The organism is Streptomyces hyderabadensis, from assembly GCF_020404845.1.
Taxonomy (GTDB): Bacteria; Actinomycetota; Actinomycetes; order Streptomycetales; family Streptomycetaceae; genus Streptomyces; species Streptomyces hyderabadensis.
In genome coordinates, this window is the sequence record NZ_JAIOJZ010000035.1 from 1 (window position 1) to 18849 (window position 18849).

General features: G+C 72.3%; 16 protein-coding genes. 13 read left to right on the forward strand and 3 right to left on the reverse strand.

Translation table 11 applies throughout. The annotated features are described in order from the left end of the window. Window positions 1–220: 220 nt before the first annotated feature. The 3 genes from K7854_RS37540 (at window position 221) to K7854_RS24580 (ending at window position 2896) form a co-directional block, all read left to right on the forward strand. Window positions 221–352: a hypothetical protein gene (locus tag K7854_RS37540; protein ID WP_011030289.1), complete on the forward strand. Its 132-nt coding sequence runs from the start codon at window positions 221–223 to the stop codon at window positions 350–352. 76 nt (window positions 353–428) lie between these two features. Next, window positions 429–1472, forward strand: coding sequence for a 3-isopropylmalate dehydrogenase (locus K7854_RS24575; RefSeq protein ID WP_226028734.1), 1044 nt, complete (start codon window positions 429–431; stop codon window positions 1470–1472). A 335-nt stretch (window positions 1473–1807) separates the two neighbouring features. After that, a complete protein-coding gene (locus K7854_RS24580; RefSeq protein ID WP_226028735.1) occupies window positions 1808–2896 on the forward strand; it encodes a branched-chain amino acid aminotransferase in 1089 nt (362 codons plus the stop codon). Window positions 2897–2948: 52 nt separating this feature from the next. Here the strand turns inward: K7854_RS24580 and K7854_RS24585 are convergent, their stop codons facing one another. Beyond that, window positions 2949–4397, reverse strand: coding sequence for a cytosine permease (locus K7854_RS24585; RefSeq protein ID WP_226028736.1), 1449 nt, complete (start codon window positions 4395–4397; stop codon window positions 2949–2951). Window positions 4398–4541: 144 nt separating this feature from the next. Between K7854_RS24585 and ureA the strand changes: the two genes are divergently transcribed. The 6 genes from ureA (at window position 4542) to K7854_RS24615 (ending at window position 11967) form a co-directional block, all read left to right on the forward strand. Continuing rightward, window positions 4542–5240, forward strand: coding sequence for an urease subunit gamma (ureA, locus tag K7854_RS24590; RefSeq protein WP_226028737.1), 699 nt, complete (start codon window positions 4542–4544; stop codon window positions 5238–5240). Beyond that, window positions 5237–6946 carry an urease subunit alpha gene (locus K7854_RS24595; RefSeq protein ID WP_226028738.1) on the forward strand — a complete coding sequence of 570 codons (1710 nt, stop codon included), beginning with the start codon at window positions 5237–5239 and terminating at the stop codon, window positions 6944–6946. Before ureA ends, K7854_RS24595 begins: the two co-directional genes overlap by 4 nt. A gap of 50 nt (window positions 6947–6996) precedes the next feature. Next, a complete protein-coding gene (locus K7854_RS24600; protein ID WP_226028739.1) occupies window positions 6997–8016 on the forward strand; it encodes an agmatine deiminase family protein in 1020 nt (339 codons plus the stop codon). Window positions 8017–8025: 9 nt separating this feature from the next. Beyond that, window positions 8026–8628: a TetR/AcrR family transcriptional regulator gene (locus K7854_RS24605; RefSeq protein ID WP_226028740.1), complete on the forward strand. Its 603-nt coding sequence runs from the start codon at window positions 8026–8028 to the stop codon at window positions 8626–8628. A 317-nt stretch (window positions 8629–8945) separates the two neighbouring features. After that, the gene (cimA, locus tag K7854_RS24610; protein WP_226028741.1) at window positions 8946–10550 is read left to right on the forward strand and encodes a citramalate synthase; all 1605 of its coding nucleotides are present in this window, start codon (window positions 8946–8948) and stop codon (window positions 10548–10550) included. Window positions 10551–10614: 64 nt separating this feature from the next. Next, the gene (locus tag K7854_RS24615) at window positions 10615–11967 is read left to right on the forward strand and encodes a hypothetical protein (protein ID WP_226028742.1); all 1353 of its coding nucleotides are present in this window, start codon (window positions 10615–10617) and stop codon (window positions 11965–11967) included. A 15-nt stretch (window positions 11968–11982) separates the two neighbouring features. Here the strand turns inward: K7854_RS24615 and K7854_RS24620 are convergent, their stop codons facing one another. Further along, entirely contained in the window at window positions 11983–12945 is a 963-nt protein-coding gene (locus K7854_RS24620) for a DMT family transporter (protein ID WP_226028780.1), read from the reverse strand. Between the two features lie 82 nt (window positions 12946–13027). Here K7854_RS24620 and K7854_RS24625 point away from each other — a divergent pair, with 82 nt between their 5' ends. After that, entirely contained in the window at window positions 13028–13612 is a 585-nt protein-coding gene (locus tag K7854_RS24625) for a TetR/AcrR family transcriptional regulator (RefSeq protein WP_226028743.1), read from the forward strand. A gap of 243 nt (window positions 13613–13855) precedes the next feature. Here K7854_RS24625 and K7854_RS24630 read toward each other — a convergent pair whose 3' ends face one another. Beyond that, entirely contained in the window at window positions 13856–14413 is a 558-nt protein-coding gene (locus K7854_RS24630; RefSeq protein ID WP_226028744.1) for a YceI family protein, read from the reverse strand. Between the two features lie 150 nt (window positions 14414–14563). Here K7854_RS24630 and K7854_RS24635 point away from each other — a divergent pair, with 150 nt between their 5' ends. The 3 genes from K7854_RS24635 (at window position 14564) to K7854_RS24645 (ending at window position 18847) form a co-directional block, all read left to right on the forward strand. Then, on the forward strand, window positions 14564–16894 hold the full coding sequence (locus K7854_RS24635; RefSeq protein WP_226028781.1) for a polysaccharide lyase 8 family protein: 2331 nt from the start codon (window positions 14564–14566) through the stop codon (window positions 16892–16894). Window positions 16895–17048: 154 nt separating this feature from the next. Continuing rightward, on the forward strand, window positions 17049–18632 hold the full coding sequence (locus K7854_RS24640) for an acyl-CoA carboxylase subunit beta (RefSeq protein WP_226028745.1): 1584 nt from the start codon (window positions 17049–17051) through the stop codon (window positions 18630–18632). A 17-nt stretch (window positions 18633–18649) separates the two neighbouring features. Continuing rightward, window positions 18650–18847: an acyl-CoA carboxylase epsilon subunit gene (locus tag K7854_RS24645; RefSeq protein ID WP_007387733.1), complete on the forward strand. Its 198-nt coding sequence runs from the start codon at window positions 18650–18652 to the stop codon at window positions 18845–18847. Window positions 18848–18849 lie beyond the last annotated feature (2 nt).

The following is an 18849-nucleotide window of genomic DNA, read 5'->3' on the forward strand; positions in this document are numbered from 1 at the left end:
CTCAGATAGTAGGAAGTCCGAGTAATTGTGGAGACAGACGCCCGGCACTCCCTTAGCTTTGTAGGAGCCGAACGTCCCGCTCGATCGAGCGAATGGCGGTCGTGAGCCCCTGCCCGTGCAGGCAACCCCTGCGGCATCGTGCTCCCCGCCCCTTCCGGCGTCTCTCCGTACCACTCGCTTCGCTTTCCGCGCTCCCTTAGTGCCGAAGGAGTCGATTCCCATGGCCGAGACGACCGTCCGCCGCCGAGTCCGCCACCTCTCCCGCACCAGCGACTCCGACCGCAAGAACGCCGCGGCCGCCCTCCAGCGCTCCCTCGACCGCCGGGACAACGGCGGCGCCACCGGCCACTGAGCCCTCGTGGACGGCGGAGGCGTCCGCATGGCGGACGCCTCATGTCATCCCCTGGGACGAGCGGTAGGGTGCCGTCATGTCTCGCAGCCTCAATCTCGCAGTGATTCCCGGTGACGGCATCGGCCAGGAGGTCGTGGCCGAGGGTCTCAAGGTCCTCTCCGCCGTCCTTCCGCAGGATGTGAAGCTGGAGACCAAGGAATTCGACTTCGGCGCCCGGCGCTACCACGCCACCGGTGAGACCCTCACCGACGCCGACCTCGACGCCCTCAAGGCGCACGACGCCATCCTGCTCGGCGCGATCGGCGACCCGTCGGTGCCGTCCGGCGTGCTGGAGCGCGGCTTCCTGCTCAAGCTCCGCTTCGCCTTCGACCACCACGTCAACCTGCGCCCGAGCAAGCTCCTGCCCGGCGTCGCCACCCCGCTCGCCGGCCAGCCCGAGATCGACTTCGTCGTCGTCCGCGAGGGCACCGAGGGCCCGTACACGGGCAACGGCGGCACCATCCGCACGGGCACCGAGCACGAGGTCGCCACCGAGGTCTCCGTCAACACCGCCTACGGCGTCGAGCGCGTCGTCCGCGACGCCTTCGCCCGCGCCCAGGCCCGCCCCCGCAAGAAGCTCACGCTGGTCCACAAGAACAACGTGCTGACCTTCGCGGGCCACCTGTGGACCAACATCTTCAACAAGGTGGCCGCGGAGTACCCCGAGGTCACCACCGACTACATCCACGTCGACGCCGCGACCATCTACCTGGTCACCGACCCGGCCCGGTTCGACGTGATCGTCACCGACAACCTCTTCGGCGACATCATCACCGACCTCGCCGCCGCCGTCTCGGGCGGCATCGGCGTCGCCGCCAGCGGGAACATCAACCCGTCCGGCGACTTCCCCTCGATGTTCGAGCCGGTGCACGGCTCCGCGCCCGACATCGCCGGCCAGGGCAAGGCCGACCCCACCGCCACGGTCCTCTCCGTCGCCCTGCTGCTGCGCCACCTCGGCTACGAGGACGAGGCCGCCCGGATCGAGGAAGCCGTCTCCGCCGACCTCGGCGAGCGCGGCGGTCTGCCCGCCCGGAGCACCTCCGAGATCGGCGACGCGCTCGCCGTACGAGTAGCCGGCTGACCCCGGCGCACTCGAAAACCAACCTTTCGAAGCCGCCGGGTCCGAAAAACAAGGCACCCGGCGGCTTTCTCCTGCGTCCGCCAGGTGCGACCATCGAACCCTGGGCCGCATTCACCCCGTTTCACCCGTCGTGGGCCGCGCGCGATAATCGAACGCGAAGCCGCGATTTGAGGGAATGCTCGGACGTCCTAGCACCGGCCACCGGCCGTACGGGCGTGACCGCGGCCCGTCACAACCAATACCGGTACTGCATCTCCCGGGGGACAACCCCCGGACCCCCGGCCGGACACGGACGCCGCCCGCACGTCTGCCAGGAAGCGAAGGACATTCACCTCATGACGACGCCCACGATCGAGCTCAAGCCCTCCGCCAGCCCGCTCTCGGACTCCGAGCGCGCGGCGATTCTGGCCAACCCCGGGTTCGGCCGCCACTTCACCGACCACATGGTGACGATCAAGTGGACCGAGGGCCGCGGCTGGCACGACGGCCAGCTCGTGCCGTACGCCCCGCTCTCCCTCGACCCGGCCACCATGGTCCTGCACTACGCGCAGGAGATCTTTGAGGGACTGAAGGCCTACCGGCGGCCCGACGGCTCCGTCGCCACCTTCCGCCCGGAGAAGAACGGCGCCCGCTTCCAGGCGTCCGCGCGCCGCCTAGGCATGCCCGAGCTACCGGTCGAGACCTTCATCGAGGCCTGTGACGCGCTGGTGCGGCAGGACGAGAAGTGGGTCCCGGCGCACGGCGGCGAGGAGTCCCTCTACCTGCGCCCCTTCATGATCGCCACCGAGGTCGGCCTGGGCGTCAAGCCGGCCAACGAGTACCTCTTCCTCGTCATCGCCTCCCCGGCCGGCGCCTACTTCCCGGGCGGCGTCAAGCCGGTCTCCATCTGGGTCTCCGAGGACCGGGTCCGCGCCGTCCCCGGCGGCATGGGCGACGCCAAGACCGGCGGCAACTACGCGGCTTCCCTGCTGGCCCAGGCCGAGGCCGCCGCCAAGGGCTGCGACCAGGTCTGCTACCTCGACGCCATCGAGCGCACGTGGGTCGAGGAACTGGGCGGCATGAATCTGTACTTCGTGTACGGCAACAAGATCATCACGCCCACCCTCACCGGTTCCATCCTGGAGGGCGTCACCCGCGACTCCCTGCTCACCGTCGCCCGCGACCTCGGCTACGAGGCCGAGGAGGGCCGCGTCTCCGTGGACCAGTGGCAGCGCGACTCGGAGAACGGCACCCTCACCGAGGTCTTCGCCTGCGGCACCGCGGCCGTGATCACCCCGGTCGGCACGGTCAAGCGGACCGGCGCCCAGTGGCAGCAGAGCGGGGGCGAGCCGGGCGAGGTGACGCAGCGGCTGCGGGACGCGCTGCTCGACATTCAGCGCGGGACGGTCGAGGACACGCACGGGTGGATGCACACGCTGGCCTGACGTCCCCGGCGCGGGGGCGGGCCTTGCCGGGGGCTCCGCCCCCGGACCCGGCCTATGCCCGCCCACCACCCGACTCGGTCGGACAAGAAGCGAGCAGCCCCTCCTCGGGGGCTTTCGCCCCAGCGGCTCCAGGCGTGCACAGCACGTACGCCACCCCGCCCACCAGCCCCGACAGCAGGAAGCTGCAGTCCACCCCGCCGGTGAGGGACAGCAGCGGGCCCTCGTACGACGGCAGGGAGACCGCGAGCACGCCGACCGCCGCACCCACCGCCCAGGCGGCCGTGGCGGGGACGTTCCAGCCCGACCGGTACCAGTAGATCCCGCCCCGCGCCCGGCGGTTGAAGACCTGGAGGGCGTCCGGGTCGTAGACGCCGCCGCAGCGGACCGCGCCGATCATCGTGATGACCGCCCACGGGGTGCCGATCGCCGTCAGCAGCAGCACGAAGGACGTCATCGCCGACTGCGCCTCCCAGGCGTAGTGCCCGGCGAAGACACAGGCCGTGGCGACGACGGCGACGGCGCAGGTGGCGCGGGCGCGGGAGGCGCGCGGCAGGATGGCGTCCAGGTCCAGGCCCATCGAGTACAGCATCAGCCCCGCGTTGCCGACCGAGCCGGCCGAGGCGGCGAGCAGCAGCGGGACCAGGTACCAGGCGGGGGCGGCGTCGACCAGCGGCCCCGCGTAGTCCAGGGCGGCACGGGCGGCGTACGCCGTGAAGGTGCCGAAGAGCTGCGGGACCAGCAGACCCAGCATCAGCCCCAGCCAGGTGGCGTGCAGCACCCGGCGGGAGGAGAAGCGGGCCGGGGAGATGTAGCGGGTGTAGTCGCCGAGCAGCGTGATGAAGGCGATCGGCCCGGACAGTCCCGCGGCCACCGCCGCCAGCAGCCACGTCGGCCAGAAGCCGCCCAGCAGATACCCGCCCGCCTCCGGCAGCGCGGCGGTGGTGAAGTCGGGCGCGTAGGCGATCACGCCCAGCACCAGCAGCGCGGTCATGCCGTAGGCCAGCACCCGGGACATGGCGAGCAGCACCCGGTAGCCGTAGACCGCGCCCGCGACGGTCGCGGCGGCCAGCAGGCCGTAGACGACGGCGTACGTCGCACCGCCCTGCGGCACGCCGAGGAGCCGGCCGAGCGCGCCCGCCATCACGTCCCCGCCGATCCACACGGTCAGCGCGGTGTAGCCGAGGGCCAGGAGCAGCCCGACCACCGAGCCGACCAGCCGTCCGCGCACCCCGAACTGGGCGCCCGAGGACGTGGACAGGTTGGTGCCGGTGCGCAGGGAGATCAGCGCCAGCGGGGCCGTGAAGAGCGTTCCGACGACCGTCCCCGCGACCACCGCGCTCACCGACGCCCACCAGCCGAGGCCGAAGGACGGCGGCAGCCAGCCGAAGACGATCACGCCCAGGCAGAGGTTGGACCCCAGCAGGATCGAGACCAGGTCCCGGGGTCCGCTGGTGCGTTCCGCCTCGGGGATGGTGTCGACTCCGCGCTGTTCTATCGGCATGGCTGGTCTCCTTCGACGGCCGCCTGAGATTTAGAGCGACGTTCAATGTGACGTCTGCCTTGCCTGCTCGTCAACGGTTCCACGGCATGGAATTGCTGTTTAGAGTGATGCTCTAATCTTGGGATGGCAAGGAGGTGCCGCGAGGTGAGACTGACCCCCACGGAACGTGACCGGCTGCTGCTCTTCGGGGCGGCCGAGCTGGCCCGCGCCCGCCGGGCCCGCGGGCTCAGGCTGAACGTGCCGGAGGCGACCGCGCTGATCGCGGACACCGTGTGCGAGGCGGCCCGCGACGGAGCCCGCCTCGCCGAGGCCGTCGAGCGCGCCCGGTCCGTGCTCGGCCCCGACGACGTGCTGCCCGGCGTCGCGGACGTGGTCACCGAGGTGCACGTGGAGGCCGTCTTCGACGACGGCTCCCGGCTCGCGGTCGTCACCGACCCCGTCGGGGGCGGCGGGCTCGGCGCCGACGCCCCCGGCGCCCTGCTGCCCGGACCCGACCACGCCGAGCCCGTGGCGGCGCTGCGGCTCCCGGTCACCAACACCGCGACCGTGCCCGTCTCCGTGACCTCCCACTTCCACTTCTTCGAGGCCAACCCGCGCCTGGACTTCGACCGGGCGCGGGCCTACGGCATGCGCCTCGCCGTGCCCGCCGGATCCTCGGTCCGCTTCGGCCCCGGCGAGCGCGTCGAGGTGGGGCTGGTACCGATCGGCGGCGCCCGCGTCGCCATCGGGTTCGCGGGGCTGGTGGACGGGCCCCTGGACGCGCCGGGCGCGAAACGGGAGGCGCTGAGACGGGCCGCCGCCTGCGGATACCTGGGCGCCGAGGAAGAGGAGGGGCGGCGATGAGCAGGCCCACAGGACACCCCGCCGAGGCACGTCGCCTCTCCCCGTACGAGTACGCCGCCACCCACGGCCCGCGCGCCGGGGACCGGCTGCGCCTGGGCGACTCGGGGCTGGTGGTGCGCGTCGAGTCCGACGCCCAGCGCAGCGGCGACGAGTTCCTCGCCGGTTTCGGCAAGACCGCCAGGGACGGACTGCACCTCAAGGCCGCCGCCGTCCGCGAGACCTGCGACGTCGTGATCAGCAACGTGGTCGTGATCGACGCCGTGCAGGGCATCCGGAAGGTGTCGATCGGCATCCGCGAGGGGCGGATCAGCGGTATCGGGCGGGCCGGCAACCCGGACACCCTGGACGGCGTCGACGTCGTGGTCGGCACCGGCACCTCGATCGTGTCCGGCGAGGGTCTCATCGCCACCGCCGGGGCCGTGGACACCCACGTCCACCTGCTCTCCCCGCGCATCATGGAGGCCTCGCTGGCCTCCGGCGTGACGACGGTCATCGGGCAGGAGTTCGGCCCGGTGTGGGGCGTCGGCGTCAACTCGCCCTGGGCGCTCAAGCACGCCTTCGGCGCCTTCGACGCCTGGCCGGTCAACATCGGCTTCCTGGGCCGGGGCTCCTCCTCCCACGGGGCGCCGCTGGTCGAGGCGCTGGCCGAGGGCGGGGCGTCCGGCTTCAAGGTGCACGAGGACATGGGCGCCCACACCCGCGCCCTCGACACCGCCCTGCGCGTCGCCGAGGAGCACGACGTCCAGGTCGCCCTGCACAGCGACGGCCTCAACGAATGCCTCTCCGTGGAGGACACCCTGCGGGTGCTGGAGGGCCGCACCATCCACGCCTTCCACATCGAGGGCTGCGGCGGCGGACACGTCCCGAACGTGCTGAAGATGGCCGGTGTGCCCAACGTCATCGGCTCCTCCACCAACCCCACCCTGCCCTTCGGCCGGGACGCGGTCGCCGAGCACTACGGCATGATCGTCTCCGTCCACGACCTCAAGACCGACCTGCCGGGCGACGCCGCCATGGCCCGCGACCGCATCCGGGCCGGGACCATGGGCGCCGAGGACGTGCTGCACGACCTGGGCGCCATCGGCATCACCTCCTCCGACGCACAGGGCATGGGCCGGGCCGGCGAGACCGTCCGCCGCACCTTCGCCATGGCCGGGAAGATGAAGGCCCAGTTCGGCGCCGACGGGGACGACGACAACGAACGCGTCCTGCGCTACATCGCCAAGCTGACCGTCAACCCCGCCATCGCCCACGGCCTCGCCCACGAGGTCGGCTCCATCGAGGTCGGCAAGCTCGCCGACATCGTGCTGTGGCGCCCGGACCACTTCGGCGCCAAGCCGCAGCTGGTGCTCAAGTCCGGCTTCCCGGCGTACGGCGTGGTCGGCGACCCGAACGCGGCCACCGACACCTGCGAACCCCTGGTCCTCGGGCCCCAGTTCGGCGCACACGGCGCCACGCCCGCCGAGATATCGGTGGCATTCGTCGCCCGGGCCGCCGTCGACCAGGGGCACGACACCATGCCCACCCGGCGCCGCCGGGTCGCCGTGCGCGGCACCCGCGGCATCGGCCCGGCCGACCTGCTCCGCAACTCCCGTACCGGTGCGGTCGACGTCGACCAGCGCACCGGCCTGGTCACCCTCGACGGCGACCCGCTGCGCTCCGAACCCGCCGATTCGGTCTCCCTCAACCGTCTCTACTTCCTCTGACCCGCCTCAGCCCCGCTCCGCCCGCCCCTCCGACCTCCTGGGACACCTCCATGACCTTCCGCATGCCCCCCGAGTGGGCCCCGCACGAACGCACCTGGATGGCCTGGCCCGGCCCCAACGCGACGTTCACCGACGCCGCGGAGCTGGCCCGGGCCCGTACCGCCTGGGCCTCGGTCGCCCGGGCGGTGCGCCGTTTCGAGCCGGTGACGATGGTGCACGGACCTGGCCAGGGCGACGGCGCGCGCGAACTGCTCGGCCCGGACGTCGACCTGGTGGAGCGGGAGCTGGACGACGCCTGGATGCGGGACATCGGCCCGACCTTCGTCACGGACGGGCGGGGCGGGCTGGCCGCCGTGGACTGGGTGTTCAACGGCTGGGGCGCCCAGGACTGGGCCCGCTGGGAGCACGACGCCGAGATCGCCCGCCATGTGGCGGACCTCGCCGCCGCCCCCGTGCTGAGCAGCCCGCTCGTCAACGAGGGCGGCGCGATCCACGTCGACGGCGAGGGCACGGTCCTGCTGACCGACACCGTCCAGCTCGGCCCCGGCCGCAACCCCGGCTGGAGCCGCCAGGAGGTCGAGGCGGAGATCCACGCCAAGCTCGGCACCAGCAAGGCGATCTGGCTCCCGCACGGCCTGAGCGGCGACTACGGCAGGTACGGCACCCAGGGCCACGTGGACATCGTCGCGGCCTTCGCGCGGCCGGGCACCGTCGTCGTGCACAGCCAGCGCGACCCGGGCCACCCCGACCACGCCCGCTCACAGCTGTACCTGGAGATCCTCCGGGGCCAGACCGACGCCAAGGGCCGCCGCCTGGAGGTCGTCGAGGTGCCCGCCCCGACGGTGCTGAAGGACGAGGACGGCGACTGGGTCGACTACTCGTACATCAACCACTACCTGTGCAACGGCGGCGTCGTCCTGTGCGCCTTCGGCGACCCGAACGACGAACGCGCGGCGGGCATCTTCCGCCGTCTGTTCCCCGAGCGGACGGTGACCCTGGTGGACGCGCGTACGATCTTCGCGGGTGGCGGGGGCATCCACTGCGTCACGCAGCAGCAGCCGAGGATCTAGGAGCAGCACATGGCCGGTGGTGGGCGCAGACAGGCCCCGCCGCGCGAGGACGTGCTCGCCGCCGCCATGGAGATGATCGCCGAGCGCGGCCTGGAGAAGCTGACCATGGCGGCGCTCGGCCGCGAGGTCGGCATGAGCAGCGGCCACCTCCTCTACTACTTCCGCTCCAAGGACGAGCTGCTGCTGCGCACCCTGGAGTGGAGCGAGGGCCGCCTCGGCGCCGAGCGCGGCCGGCTGCTCACCCGGCCCGGCACCGTCCGTGCGCGCCTCGACGCCTACGTCGACCTGTACGTCCCGGACGGCCACCGCGACCCGCACTGGACGCTGTGGCTGGAGGTGTGGAACCGCTCACAGAACGCCCCCGAGGAGGCCCGCGACCGGCAGGCCGCCATCGAGGGCGCCTGGCACCGCGACCTGGTCGCCCTGCTCGCCGAGGGCATCTCGCGGGGCGAGTTCCGCCCCGTGGACCCCGACCGCTTCGCGTCCCGGCTGCGGGCCCTGCTGGACGGCTTCGCCATCCACGTGGCGATCGGCCTGCGCGGGACGGGCCGGGCGCAGGTGCTCGCCCACGTACGGGAGTTCCTGGCCGACGGCCTCCTCGCGGAGCGCTGAGCCCGCGTCCCGGACGGCCGCCGCCCGCATCCTGAGACGGGCGGTGGACAGGGGAGCGGAATGTGCCAGACTGCCCCCGTGCTCTCGTTCGCCATGATTATTGGCAACAGGCGCGCCGGTCCGCAGTGACCACCACGTACGACCAGGTACGGGTGGACACCGTCGTCCTCGACCCGCGCGCAGACCTCTCGCACCCGCGAGAGGTTTTTCGCTTTCCTGGCCCACCCCGAGCCGGGAAGAGAGCGCGAGGGATCATAGACGGACGGTGGAACCGGTCATTCCGGTAGACCGAGATCCCATACAGGAGCCTTCAGATCATGACCGCACCCAGCGAACTCGACGATTCGTTCCACGTCTTCGACACCACCCTGCGCGACGGCGCGCAGCGCGAGGGCATCAACCTCACGGTCGCGGACAAGCTGGCCATCGCACGGCACCTGGACGACTTCGGTGTGGGCTTCATCGAGGGCGGCTGGCCCGGCGCCAACCCGCGGGACACCGAGTTCTTCGCCCGCGCCCGCCAGGAGATCGACTTCCGCCACGCCCAGCTGGTCGCCTTCGGCTCCACCCGTCGCGCGGGCGCCACCGCGGCCGAGGACCACCAGGTCAAGGCGCTGCTGGAGTCCGGCGCCGAGGTGATCACCCTGGTCGCCAAGTCGCACGACCGGCACGTCGAACTGGCGCTGCGCACCACGCTGGACGAGAACCTCGCCATGGTCGCGGACACGGTCTCCCACCTCAAGGCGCAGGGCCGGAGGGTCTTCGTCGACTGCGAGCACTTCTTCGACGGCTACCGCGCCAACCCCGAGTACGCGAAGTCGGTCGTGCGCACCGCCGCGGAGGCGGGCGCCGACGTGGTCGTGCTCTGCGACACCAACGGCGGCATGCTCCCGGCGCAGATCCAGGCCGTGGTCGCCACGGTGCTGGCCGACACCGGCGCCCGGCTCGGCATCCACGCCCAGGACGACACCGGCTGCGCCGTCGCCAACACCCTCGCCGCCGTGGACGCCGGTGCGACTCACGTCCAGTGCACGGCCAACGGCTACGGCGAGCGGGTCGGCAACGCCAACCTGTTCCCGGTGGTGGCCGCCCTGGAGCTGAAGTACGGCAAGAAGGTCCTGCCCGAGGGCCGGCTGCGCGAGACGACCCGCATCTCCCACGCCATCGCCGAGGTCGTCAACCTCACCCCCTCCACCCACCAGCCCTACGTGGGTGTCTCCGCCTTCGCGCACAAGGCCGGGCTGCACGCCTCCGCGATCAAGGTCGACCCCGACCTCTACCAGCACATCGACCCCGAGCTGGTCGGCAACACCATGCGGATGCTGGTCTCCGACATGGCCGGCCGCGCCTCCATCGAGCTGAAGGGCAAGGAACTCGGCATCGACCTCGGCGGCGACCGCGAGCTGGTCGGCCGGGTGGTCGAGCGGGTCAAGGAGCGCGAGCTGGCGGGCTACACCTACGAGGCCGCCGACGCCAGCTTCGAGCTGCTGCTGCGCGCCGAGGCGGAGGGCAGGCCGCTGAAGTACTTCGAGGTCGAGTCCTGGCGCGCGATCACCGAGGACCGCCCCGACGGCTCCCACGCCAACGAGGCCACCGTCAAGCTCTGGGCCAAGGGCGAGCGCATCGTCGCCACCGCCGAGGGCAACGGCCCGGTCAACGCCCTGGACCGCTCGCTGCGCGTCGCCCTGGAGAAGATCTACCCGGAGCTGGCCAAGCTCGACCTGGTCGACTACAAGGTCCGCATCCTGGAGGGCGTGCACGGCACCCAGTCCACGACCCGGGTCCTGATCTCCACGAGCGACGGCACGGGGGAGTGGGCCACGGTGGGCGTCGCGGAGAACGTCATCGCGGCCTCGTGGCAGGCCCTGGAGGACGCCTACACCTACGGGCTGCTGCGGGCGGGGGTCACGCCCGCCGAGTGAGCCCGGCACATGATGCCCTCGCTCTTTATGTCTGATTGAGGCCTGTTCGGGTACGTTCGAACGTATGAAGGGCGTTCGTGCTCGGTTCCTCATACGCCTCCTGGTCGCGCCGGTCGTCGCCGCGCTGGCGGTGCTGCTGGCCGGTGCGCCCGGTGCGCAGGCGCAGACCGACGTCTCGGAGATCGGCGCGGCCCTGCGCGAGAGTCCGGTGTACGTCGACCCGGCCGCCTCCGACCTGCTGTCCGCATCCGACGCGGACGCGCTCGCCGACAAGATCGAGGACGCGGGCGAACCCGTCTTCATCGCGGTCCTCCCGGCCGGCTACCCGACCGAGAACCTCTTCCAGAACCTGCGCACCGAGACCGGCATCACCGGTCTGTACGGCATCCGGCTCGGCGACCGCTTCGACGCCCGCGCCGACAGCAGCGTGCTCAGCCGCCAGGGCGTGCAGAACCTGGTCACCGCCGTCCAGAACGCGGGCGACCCCAAGGCCCAGCTGAACGACTTCGTCGACGACGCGCTGCGCAGCGTGCGCGGCTCCGCCCCCTCGTCCTGGGACTCCGGCGGCGGCTCCGCGCCCACGGGCGCCCTGATCACCGCGGGCGCGGTGGTGGTCCTCGGCGGCGCGGGCGTCTACGCGGTCTCCCGGCGCAGCCGCCACCGCCGCGAGCAGGAGCAGCGGGCGGCGCTGGAGCGGCTGCGGGTGGTGGTCGACGAGGACATCACGGCGTTCGGCGAGGAACTGGACCGCCTGGACTTCCACCCGGCGGAACCGGGCGCCGACGACGCCATGCGGGCGGACTACGAACGCGCCCTCGACGCCTACGAGCAGGCGAAGACGTACATGGCCGACGCCCGCAAGCCGGAGGACGTGCGCGCCGTCACCCAGGCGGTGGAGGACGGTCGCTTCTCGCTCGCCCAGCTCGCCGCCCGCCGCGAGGGCAGGCCATTGCCCGAACGCCGACCGCCCTGCTTCTTCGACCCGCGTCACGGTCCGTCGGTCGCCGACGCCACCTGGACCCCGCCGGGCGGCACGACCCGGCAGGTGCCGGTCTGCGCCGCCGACCAGGCCCGGCTGTCCGACGGGCGGGACCCGATGATCCGCGAGGTGGACACCGACTACGGCCGCCGCCCCTACTGGGACGCGGGCCCGGCCTACGGCCCGTGGGCGGGCGGCTACTTCGGCGGCGGCATCCTGCCCGGCCTGCTGGTCGGCACCATGCTCGGCAGCATGATGGCGGGCCCCGCCTACGGGGCCGGTTACGGCACCGGGTACGGCGATTTCGGCGGCTACGAGGGCGGCGACGTCTCGGGCGGCGACTTCGACCCCGGTGACTTCGGCGGCGGTTTCGGCGGCGGCGACTTCGGCGGGGGCGGCGGTTTCGGCGGCGGTGGGGACTTCGGCGGCGGCTTCTGAGGCGCGCGGCGGGGGTCAGCGCCTGGCGGCCGTCGGCCCTGCCGCCGTCCTCCCTGCCGCCGTACAGTCCGCATCGGCCGCCGAGCCGGTCCGCACGGGCCGCCGCCGCTTCGGGCCGCCCCCGCGCCGGACCACGACCACGGCCGCGAGGCCGACCGCCAGTCCGAGGGCGGTCTGCACGCCGAAGGGCTCACCGAACATCAGGGCCCCCCACACCGCCGTGACCGGGGCCATGAGGAACATGAGGGTGTTGACCTCGGCGATGCCGGAGCGGCGCAGGATCAGCCAGTACAGCCCGTAGCCGCCGAAGGTCGGCAGCACCACCAGCCAGGCGGTCGCCAGCCAGAACGAGGACCCGGCGGGCGGCGCCGCCGCCCCGGTGACCAGCGCCAGGCCGGAGAAGAGGACGGCGCTGGTCGCGCAGTGGATCGTCAGGGCGACGCGGGGCGCGACCGGCGCTGGCGTGCGGCCCTCCAGGAAGGTGGCCGCGACCAGCGACAGCATCCCGAGGAACGGGACGAAATACGCCCACCAGGCCACTCCCGCCCCCGCCGCCGCGGCGTCGGCGAGCGTCACGGTGGCCACGCCCGACAGGCCGAGCCACAGTCCCAGCCACTGCCTGCGGGAGACGTACTGCCGCAGCAGGGGACCGGCGAGCGCGCCCGCCACGAGCGGCTGGACGCCGTCGATCAGGGCGGTGGTGCCGCTGGAGACACCCAGTTCGATGGCGTAGTAGACGCTGAGCAGGTAGCCGCTCTGCGACAGTGCGCCGACGGCGACCTGCCGGCCGGCGCCGCGGAGCGTCAGGCCCCGCCAGGCCGTCCGGGAGACGGCCGAGGCGGCGGCCAGCAGCACGGCGAGCGGCAGGAAGCGCCACATCAGGAGGGTGGGCGTGGCCGCGGTCTCCGCACCGAGCTTGGCGCCGATGAAGCCGGAGCTCCAGCACAGTACGAAGGCGGCCGAGAGCAGGGCGTTCACGTCGACCACATCCAGAGTCCAGGTAGACAGATCGGTTTACTGGTCTCGGGTGCCCACTATACAGACCGGTATACTTGGCGTCATGGGGCCAGAGGAGAAACCGCGCCGCGTCCGGATGACGCCCGGCGCGCGACGGGTGCTGGAGGCCGCCGAGCGGCTGTTCTACGAGCACGGCATCCATGCCGTCGGCGTGGATCTCATCGCCGCCGAGGCCGGGGTGACCAAGAAGACGCTGTACGACCGGTTCGGCTCGAAGGAGCAGATCGTCGTGGAGTACCTGGTCGGACGCGACGAGCGCTGGCGGGAGCTGCTCGCCGGACGGCTGGCGGCGGCGGGGGAGGGGGCGGCCGCCCGGGTCGTGGCGGTCTTCGAGGCCTCGCGCGCGTGGTCGGCGCGGTACGGTGCCAGGGGGTGCAGCATGATCAACGCGAACGCGGAGATCGACGACCCGGCCCACCCGGCCCACCCGGTCATCACCGGCCAGAAGCGGTGGATGCTCGACCTGTTCACCGGCCTGGCCCGGGAGGTCGACGCGGGCGACGCGGACCGGCTGGCGCGGACGCTGATGCTGCTGCACGAAGGGGCCCTGGTCGCCCACGGAGTGGGGGTCGTCCCCGACCCCTTCGGCACCGCCCTCGACCAGGTGCGGGAGCTGCTGCACCGGTGACGGCGGGCGGCGCTCCGCGTGAGGCGGCGGGCGGCGCACCGCGTAGGACGGCGGGCGGCGCACCGCGTAGGACGGCGGGCGGCGCACCGCGTAGGACGGCGGGCGGCGCACCGCGTAGGACGGCGGGCGGCGCACCGCGTAGGACGGCGGGCGGCGCACCGCGTGATCGGCGGGCCCGGTCGCCGCATCCGGCCCGGGCCGCCGCCGACGTGGACTTCGGCGCCCCCGAGGGGGCGCGGGACGTCAGGCCTGCCTGATCGCCGAGATGTCGAAGTTGAGCTTGATCTTGTCGGAGACCAGCACGCCGCCCGTCTCCAGGGCCGCGTTCCAGGTCAGCCCCCACTCCGAGCGCTTGATCTCCGCCTTGCCCTCGAAGCCGACGCGCTCGTTGCCGAACGGGTCCTTGGCGGCGCCGTTGAACTCCAGGTCGATGGTGAGCGGTTTGGTGGTGCCGAGGATCGACAGGTCGCCGGTGATGCGGTAGTCGTCACCGCCCAGGGACTCCGCCTTGGTGGAGCGGAAGGTCATCGTCGGGTACTCGCCCGTGTTGAAGAAGTCCGAGCTCTTGAGGTGGCCGTCCCGGTCCGGGGAACCCGTGTCGATGCTGTCCATCGTGATGTCCAGGGACGCCGTGGAGCGGGACGGGTCGGTGCCGTCCAGGTGCAGCGTGCCGGTGAAGTCGAGGAACTTCCCCTTGACGTTGGTGACCATCGCGTGGCGCGCGGTGAAGCCGATCGTCGTGTGGGCGGGGTCGACGGTGTAGTCGCCGGTCAGCGTGGCGAGGTCGGGGGTGGTGGTCATGGTGTCCTCCGAGGAAGGCCTTGAAGTTGAATGTTCAACCAGTCCAACGGCTTCGACTCTAGAGCTATTCCGCGCCGCCATCAACCATCCGCGCCGCACGTGTTGCGGCCCCGTTCCCCTCCCGCCCCCGGCGTGATAGACGGCATGAGCATGACCCCACAGCGCCCCACCGCCCCCACCCGCCGCGCGGTCCTGCTCGCGGCGGCCGCGACCGCCGCCCTCGCCTCCGTCCCGCACGCCGCGGCCGCCGCGGCCGACCCCTACGACACCCTCCGCCGCCGCTGGCTCGACATCGCCCTCGGCACCGGTTACGACCCCACCGCCGAGCCCTACGCCGCCCGCCTCGCCGAGACCGGCGCCCGCGCCCGCGAGCACCGCGCCACCATGGCCCCCGCCCCCACCTCGCTGTGGCCCGGCCACCCCTTCGACCCGCCCGCCGGCATCACCTTCGCCTACGGCCGCCTGTGGACGATGACCCAGGCGTACGTGCAGGAGGGCACCGGCTCCACCGGCGACCCCGCCCTCCTCGCCGACGTCCTGCGCGGCCTCGACCATCTCTCGGCCACCGTCTACAACCCCGCCACCACCCGCTACGGCAACTGGTGGGAGTGGCAGATCGGCAGCCCCCGGCTCCTGATGGACATCACGGCCGCCCTGTACGACCACCTCGGCACCGACCGCGTGGCCGCCGCCTGCGCCGCCGTCGACCACTTCGTCCCCGACACGATGCTCGGCGACTACACCGGCACCTCCACCGGCGCCAACCGCGTCGACCTGTGCCGCTCCGTCGCCCTGCGCGGCGTCCTGGGCCGGGCCCCCGCCAAGCTCGCCCTGGCCCGCGACGCCCTCTCGCCGGTCTTCCCGTACGTCACGAAGGGGGACGGGCTCTACGCCGACGGCTCCTTCGTCCAGCACACCTGGGTCGCCTACTCGGGGACGTACGGCCAGGTCATGCTGGACGGCCTCGGCCGGCTGTTCACCCTGCTGGCCGGCTCCGAGTGGGAGGTGACCGACCCCGGCAGGCAGATCGTCCTCGACAGCGTCGAGCGGGCCTACGCGCCCCTGATCCACGACGGGCTCGTCATGGACATCGTCAACGGGCGGGCCATCAGCCGGGGTTACCTCAACAGCGACGACCTGCACGTCATGCGCAGCGACCACTTCCACGGCCAGCAGATCATCGCCGCCATGGCGGTCCTCGCGGGCGGCGCGAGCGACGCCGAGCGCGAGCGCTGGTACGCCCGGATCAAGGGCTGGATCGAACGGGACACCGTCACCCCGATCCTCACCGCGCCCCAGTTCCCGGTAGCCGACCTGGCCCGGCTGCACGCGATCGCCGACGCCCCCGGCGAGGCGGCCCCCGAACCCGCCGGGCACCACCTCTTCGCGGCCATGGACCGCGCCGTGCACCGCCGCCCCGCCTTCACTGCGGGCCTCGCCATGGCCAGCGACCGCATCGCCCACTACGAGTGCGGCAACGGCGAGAACCCGCGCGGCTGGCACACCGGCGCGGGCATGCTGACCTGGTGGGCGAACGGCACGAGTTCGGATCAGTACACGGACTGGTTCTGGCCCACCGTCGACTGGTACCGGCTGCCCGGCACCACCGTCTCGACCAAGCGCCTGGCCGACCGGGCGGGCGGCGAGTGGGGCGCGCCCAAACCCGACGTGCGCTGGGTCGGCGGCACCACCGACGGCGAGTACGCGGCCGTGGGGCAGCACCTCAAGGGGCTCGACTCCACCCTCGACGCCCGCAAGTCCTGGTTCTTCCTCGACGACGCCGTCGTCTGCCTCGGCGCCGGCATCACCTGCGCGGACGGCGTCCCGGTCGAGACGGTCGTGGACAACCGCAACCTGGGGGAGGGCGGCGACCAGGCGCTGGTGCGCGGCCGGCACTGGGCCCACCTGGAGGGCCACGGCGGCTGGATCGTGCCCGGCGGCGGCCTCAGGGCCCTGCGCGAGGACCGCACCGGAGCCTGGTCCGACATCAACACCACCAGCACGACCGAGCGCCGCACCCGGCGCCGGCAGGTTCTCTGGCTCGACCACGGCACCGACCCCGTCGACGCCGACTACGTCTACACCGTCATGCCGGGCGCCTCCCGGTCGGCCGTGGCCCGCCGTGCCGCCGACCACCGCTGGCTGAGGATCCTCGCCAACGACGGCCGCCGCCAGGCCCTCACCGTCCCCTCCCTCGGTCTCACGGCCGCCAACTTCTGGCAGGCCGGCACGGCGGGCCCGCTCACCGCCACGGCCGGGGCGAGCGTGCTGGTCCGCCGCCGGGGCCGTACCGCTACGCTCTGCGTGAGCGAACCGCCGCGCACGGGAGAACCCCTGGAGATCGTCTGGGACCACCCGGTGAGAGCGGTGGAGCGGGCCGACGAGACGGTCGAGATCCTCGCGACGGGCCGCCGACTGCACCTCCGCGTCACCCCAGGGGTGGTATGTACCACCCATGAATGTGAGGTGACTCTCAGCTGACGGCTTTGTGCAACCCCTACAAGACGAAGGCCCTCTGAGCAGTCGAAATGGCTGCATGCAATAGGGGTTCTGTTCAGTGCTACCAGGAAAACGGGCCGGAGACTGTACGGAGTCGACGGCTCGCAATCCTGGGTCTGCTTCGTAGAGTCGCTACATGACCGTTTTGGATGAGGCGCCGGGTGAGCCGACGGACGCGCGCGGGCGAGTAGCCGAGCTGCACGAGATCCGTGCGCAGGCGCTGGCCGGACCGAGCGAGAAGGCGACGGCGGCGCAGCACGCCAAGGGCAAGCTGACGGCACGTGAGCGGATCGAGCTGCTCCTGGACCCGGGCTCCTTCCGCGAGGTCGAGCAGCTGCGCCGGCACCGGGCGACTGGGTTCGGCCTGGAGACCAAGAAGCCGCACACCGACGGTGTCGTCACCGGCTGGGGCACGGTCGAGGGCCGCACGGTCTTCGTCTACGCCCACGACTTCCGCATCTTCGGCGGCGCGCTGGGCGAGGCCCACGCCACGAAGATCCACAAGATCATGGACATGGCCATCGCGGCCGGTGCCCCGCTGGTGTCCCTCAACGACGGCGCCGGCGCCCGCATCCAGGAGGGCGTCAGCGCCCTCGCCGGCTACGGCGGCATCTTCCAGCGCAACACCAAGGCGTCCGGTGTCATCCCGCAGATCAGCGTGATGCTCGGCCCGTGCGCGGGCGGCGCGGCCTACAGCCCCGCACTCACCGACTTCGTCTTCATGGTCCGCGACACCTCGCAGATGTTCATCACCGGCCCGGACGTCGTCAAGGCGGTCACCGGCGAGGAGATCACCCAGAACGGCCTGGGCGGCGCGGACGTGCACGCCGAGACCTCCGGCGTGTGCCACTTCGCCTACGACGACGAGGAGACCTGCCTCGCCGAGGTCCGCTACCTCCTCTCCCTGCTCCCGCAGAACAACCGGGAGAACCCGCCGCGCCACGAGTCCTCGGACCCCGTGGACCGGCGCTCGGACGTGCTCCTCGACCTGGTCCCGGCGGACGGCAACCGCCCGTACGACATGGCCAAGGTGATCGAGGAGATCGTCGACGAGGGCGAGTACCTGGAGGTCCACGAGCGCTGGGCCCGCAACATCATCTGCGCCCTGGCCCGGCTCGACGGCCAGGTCGTCGGCATCGTCGCCAACCAGCCGCAGGCCCTGGCCGGCGTCCTGGACATCGAGGCCTCGGAGAAGGCCGCCCGCTTCGTGCAGATGTGCGACGCCTTCAACATCCCGATCGTCACCCTTCTGGACGTACCCGGCTTCCTGCCCGGCGTCGACCAGGAGCACGGCGGCATCATCCGCCACGGCGCCAAGCTCCTCTACGCCTACTGCAACGCGACCGTGCCGCGGATCTCGCTCATCCTGCGCAAGGCGTACGGAGGTGCTTACATCGTCATGGACAGCCAGTCGATCGGCGCCGACCTCACCTACGCCTGGCCGACCAACGAGATCGCCGTCATGGGCGCGGAGGGTGCGGCCAACGTCATCTTCCGCCGGCAGATCGCCGGGGCCGAGGACCCCGAGGCCATGCGGGCCCGCATGGTCAAGGAGTACAAGTCCGAGCTGATGCACCCCTACTACGCGGCCGAACGCGGCCTGGTCGACGACGTCATCGACCCCGCGGAGACCCGTGAGGTGCTCATCAAGTCCCTGGCGATGCTCCACACCAAGCACGCCGACCTGCCCTCCCGCAAGCACGGCAACCCGCCGCAGTGACCCGAGGAGCCACGTCCATGTCCACTCCCGACATCCGCGTCGAGAAGGGCCACGCCGAGCCCGAGGAAGTCGCCGCCATCACGGCGCTCCTCCTGGCCCGTGCCGCCGCCCGCCCCGCCGAGATCGCCCCGGCCCACGGCGGCGGCCGAGCCCGCGCGGGCTGGCGCCGCCTGGAACGCGAGCCGGGCTTCAGGGCGCCGCACAGCTGGCGCTGACC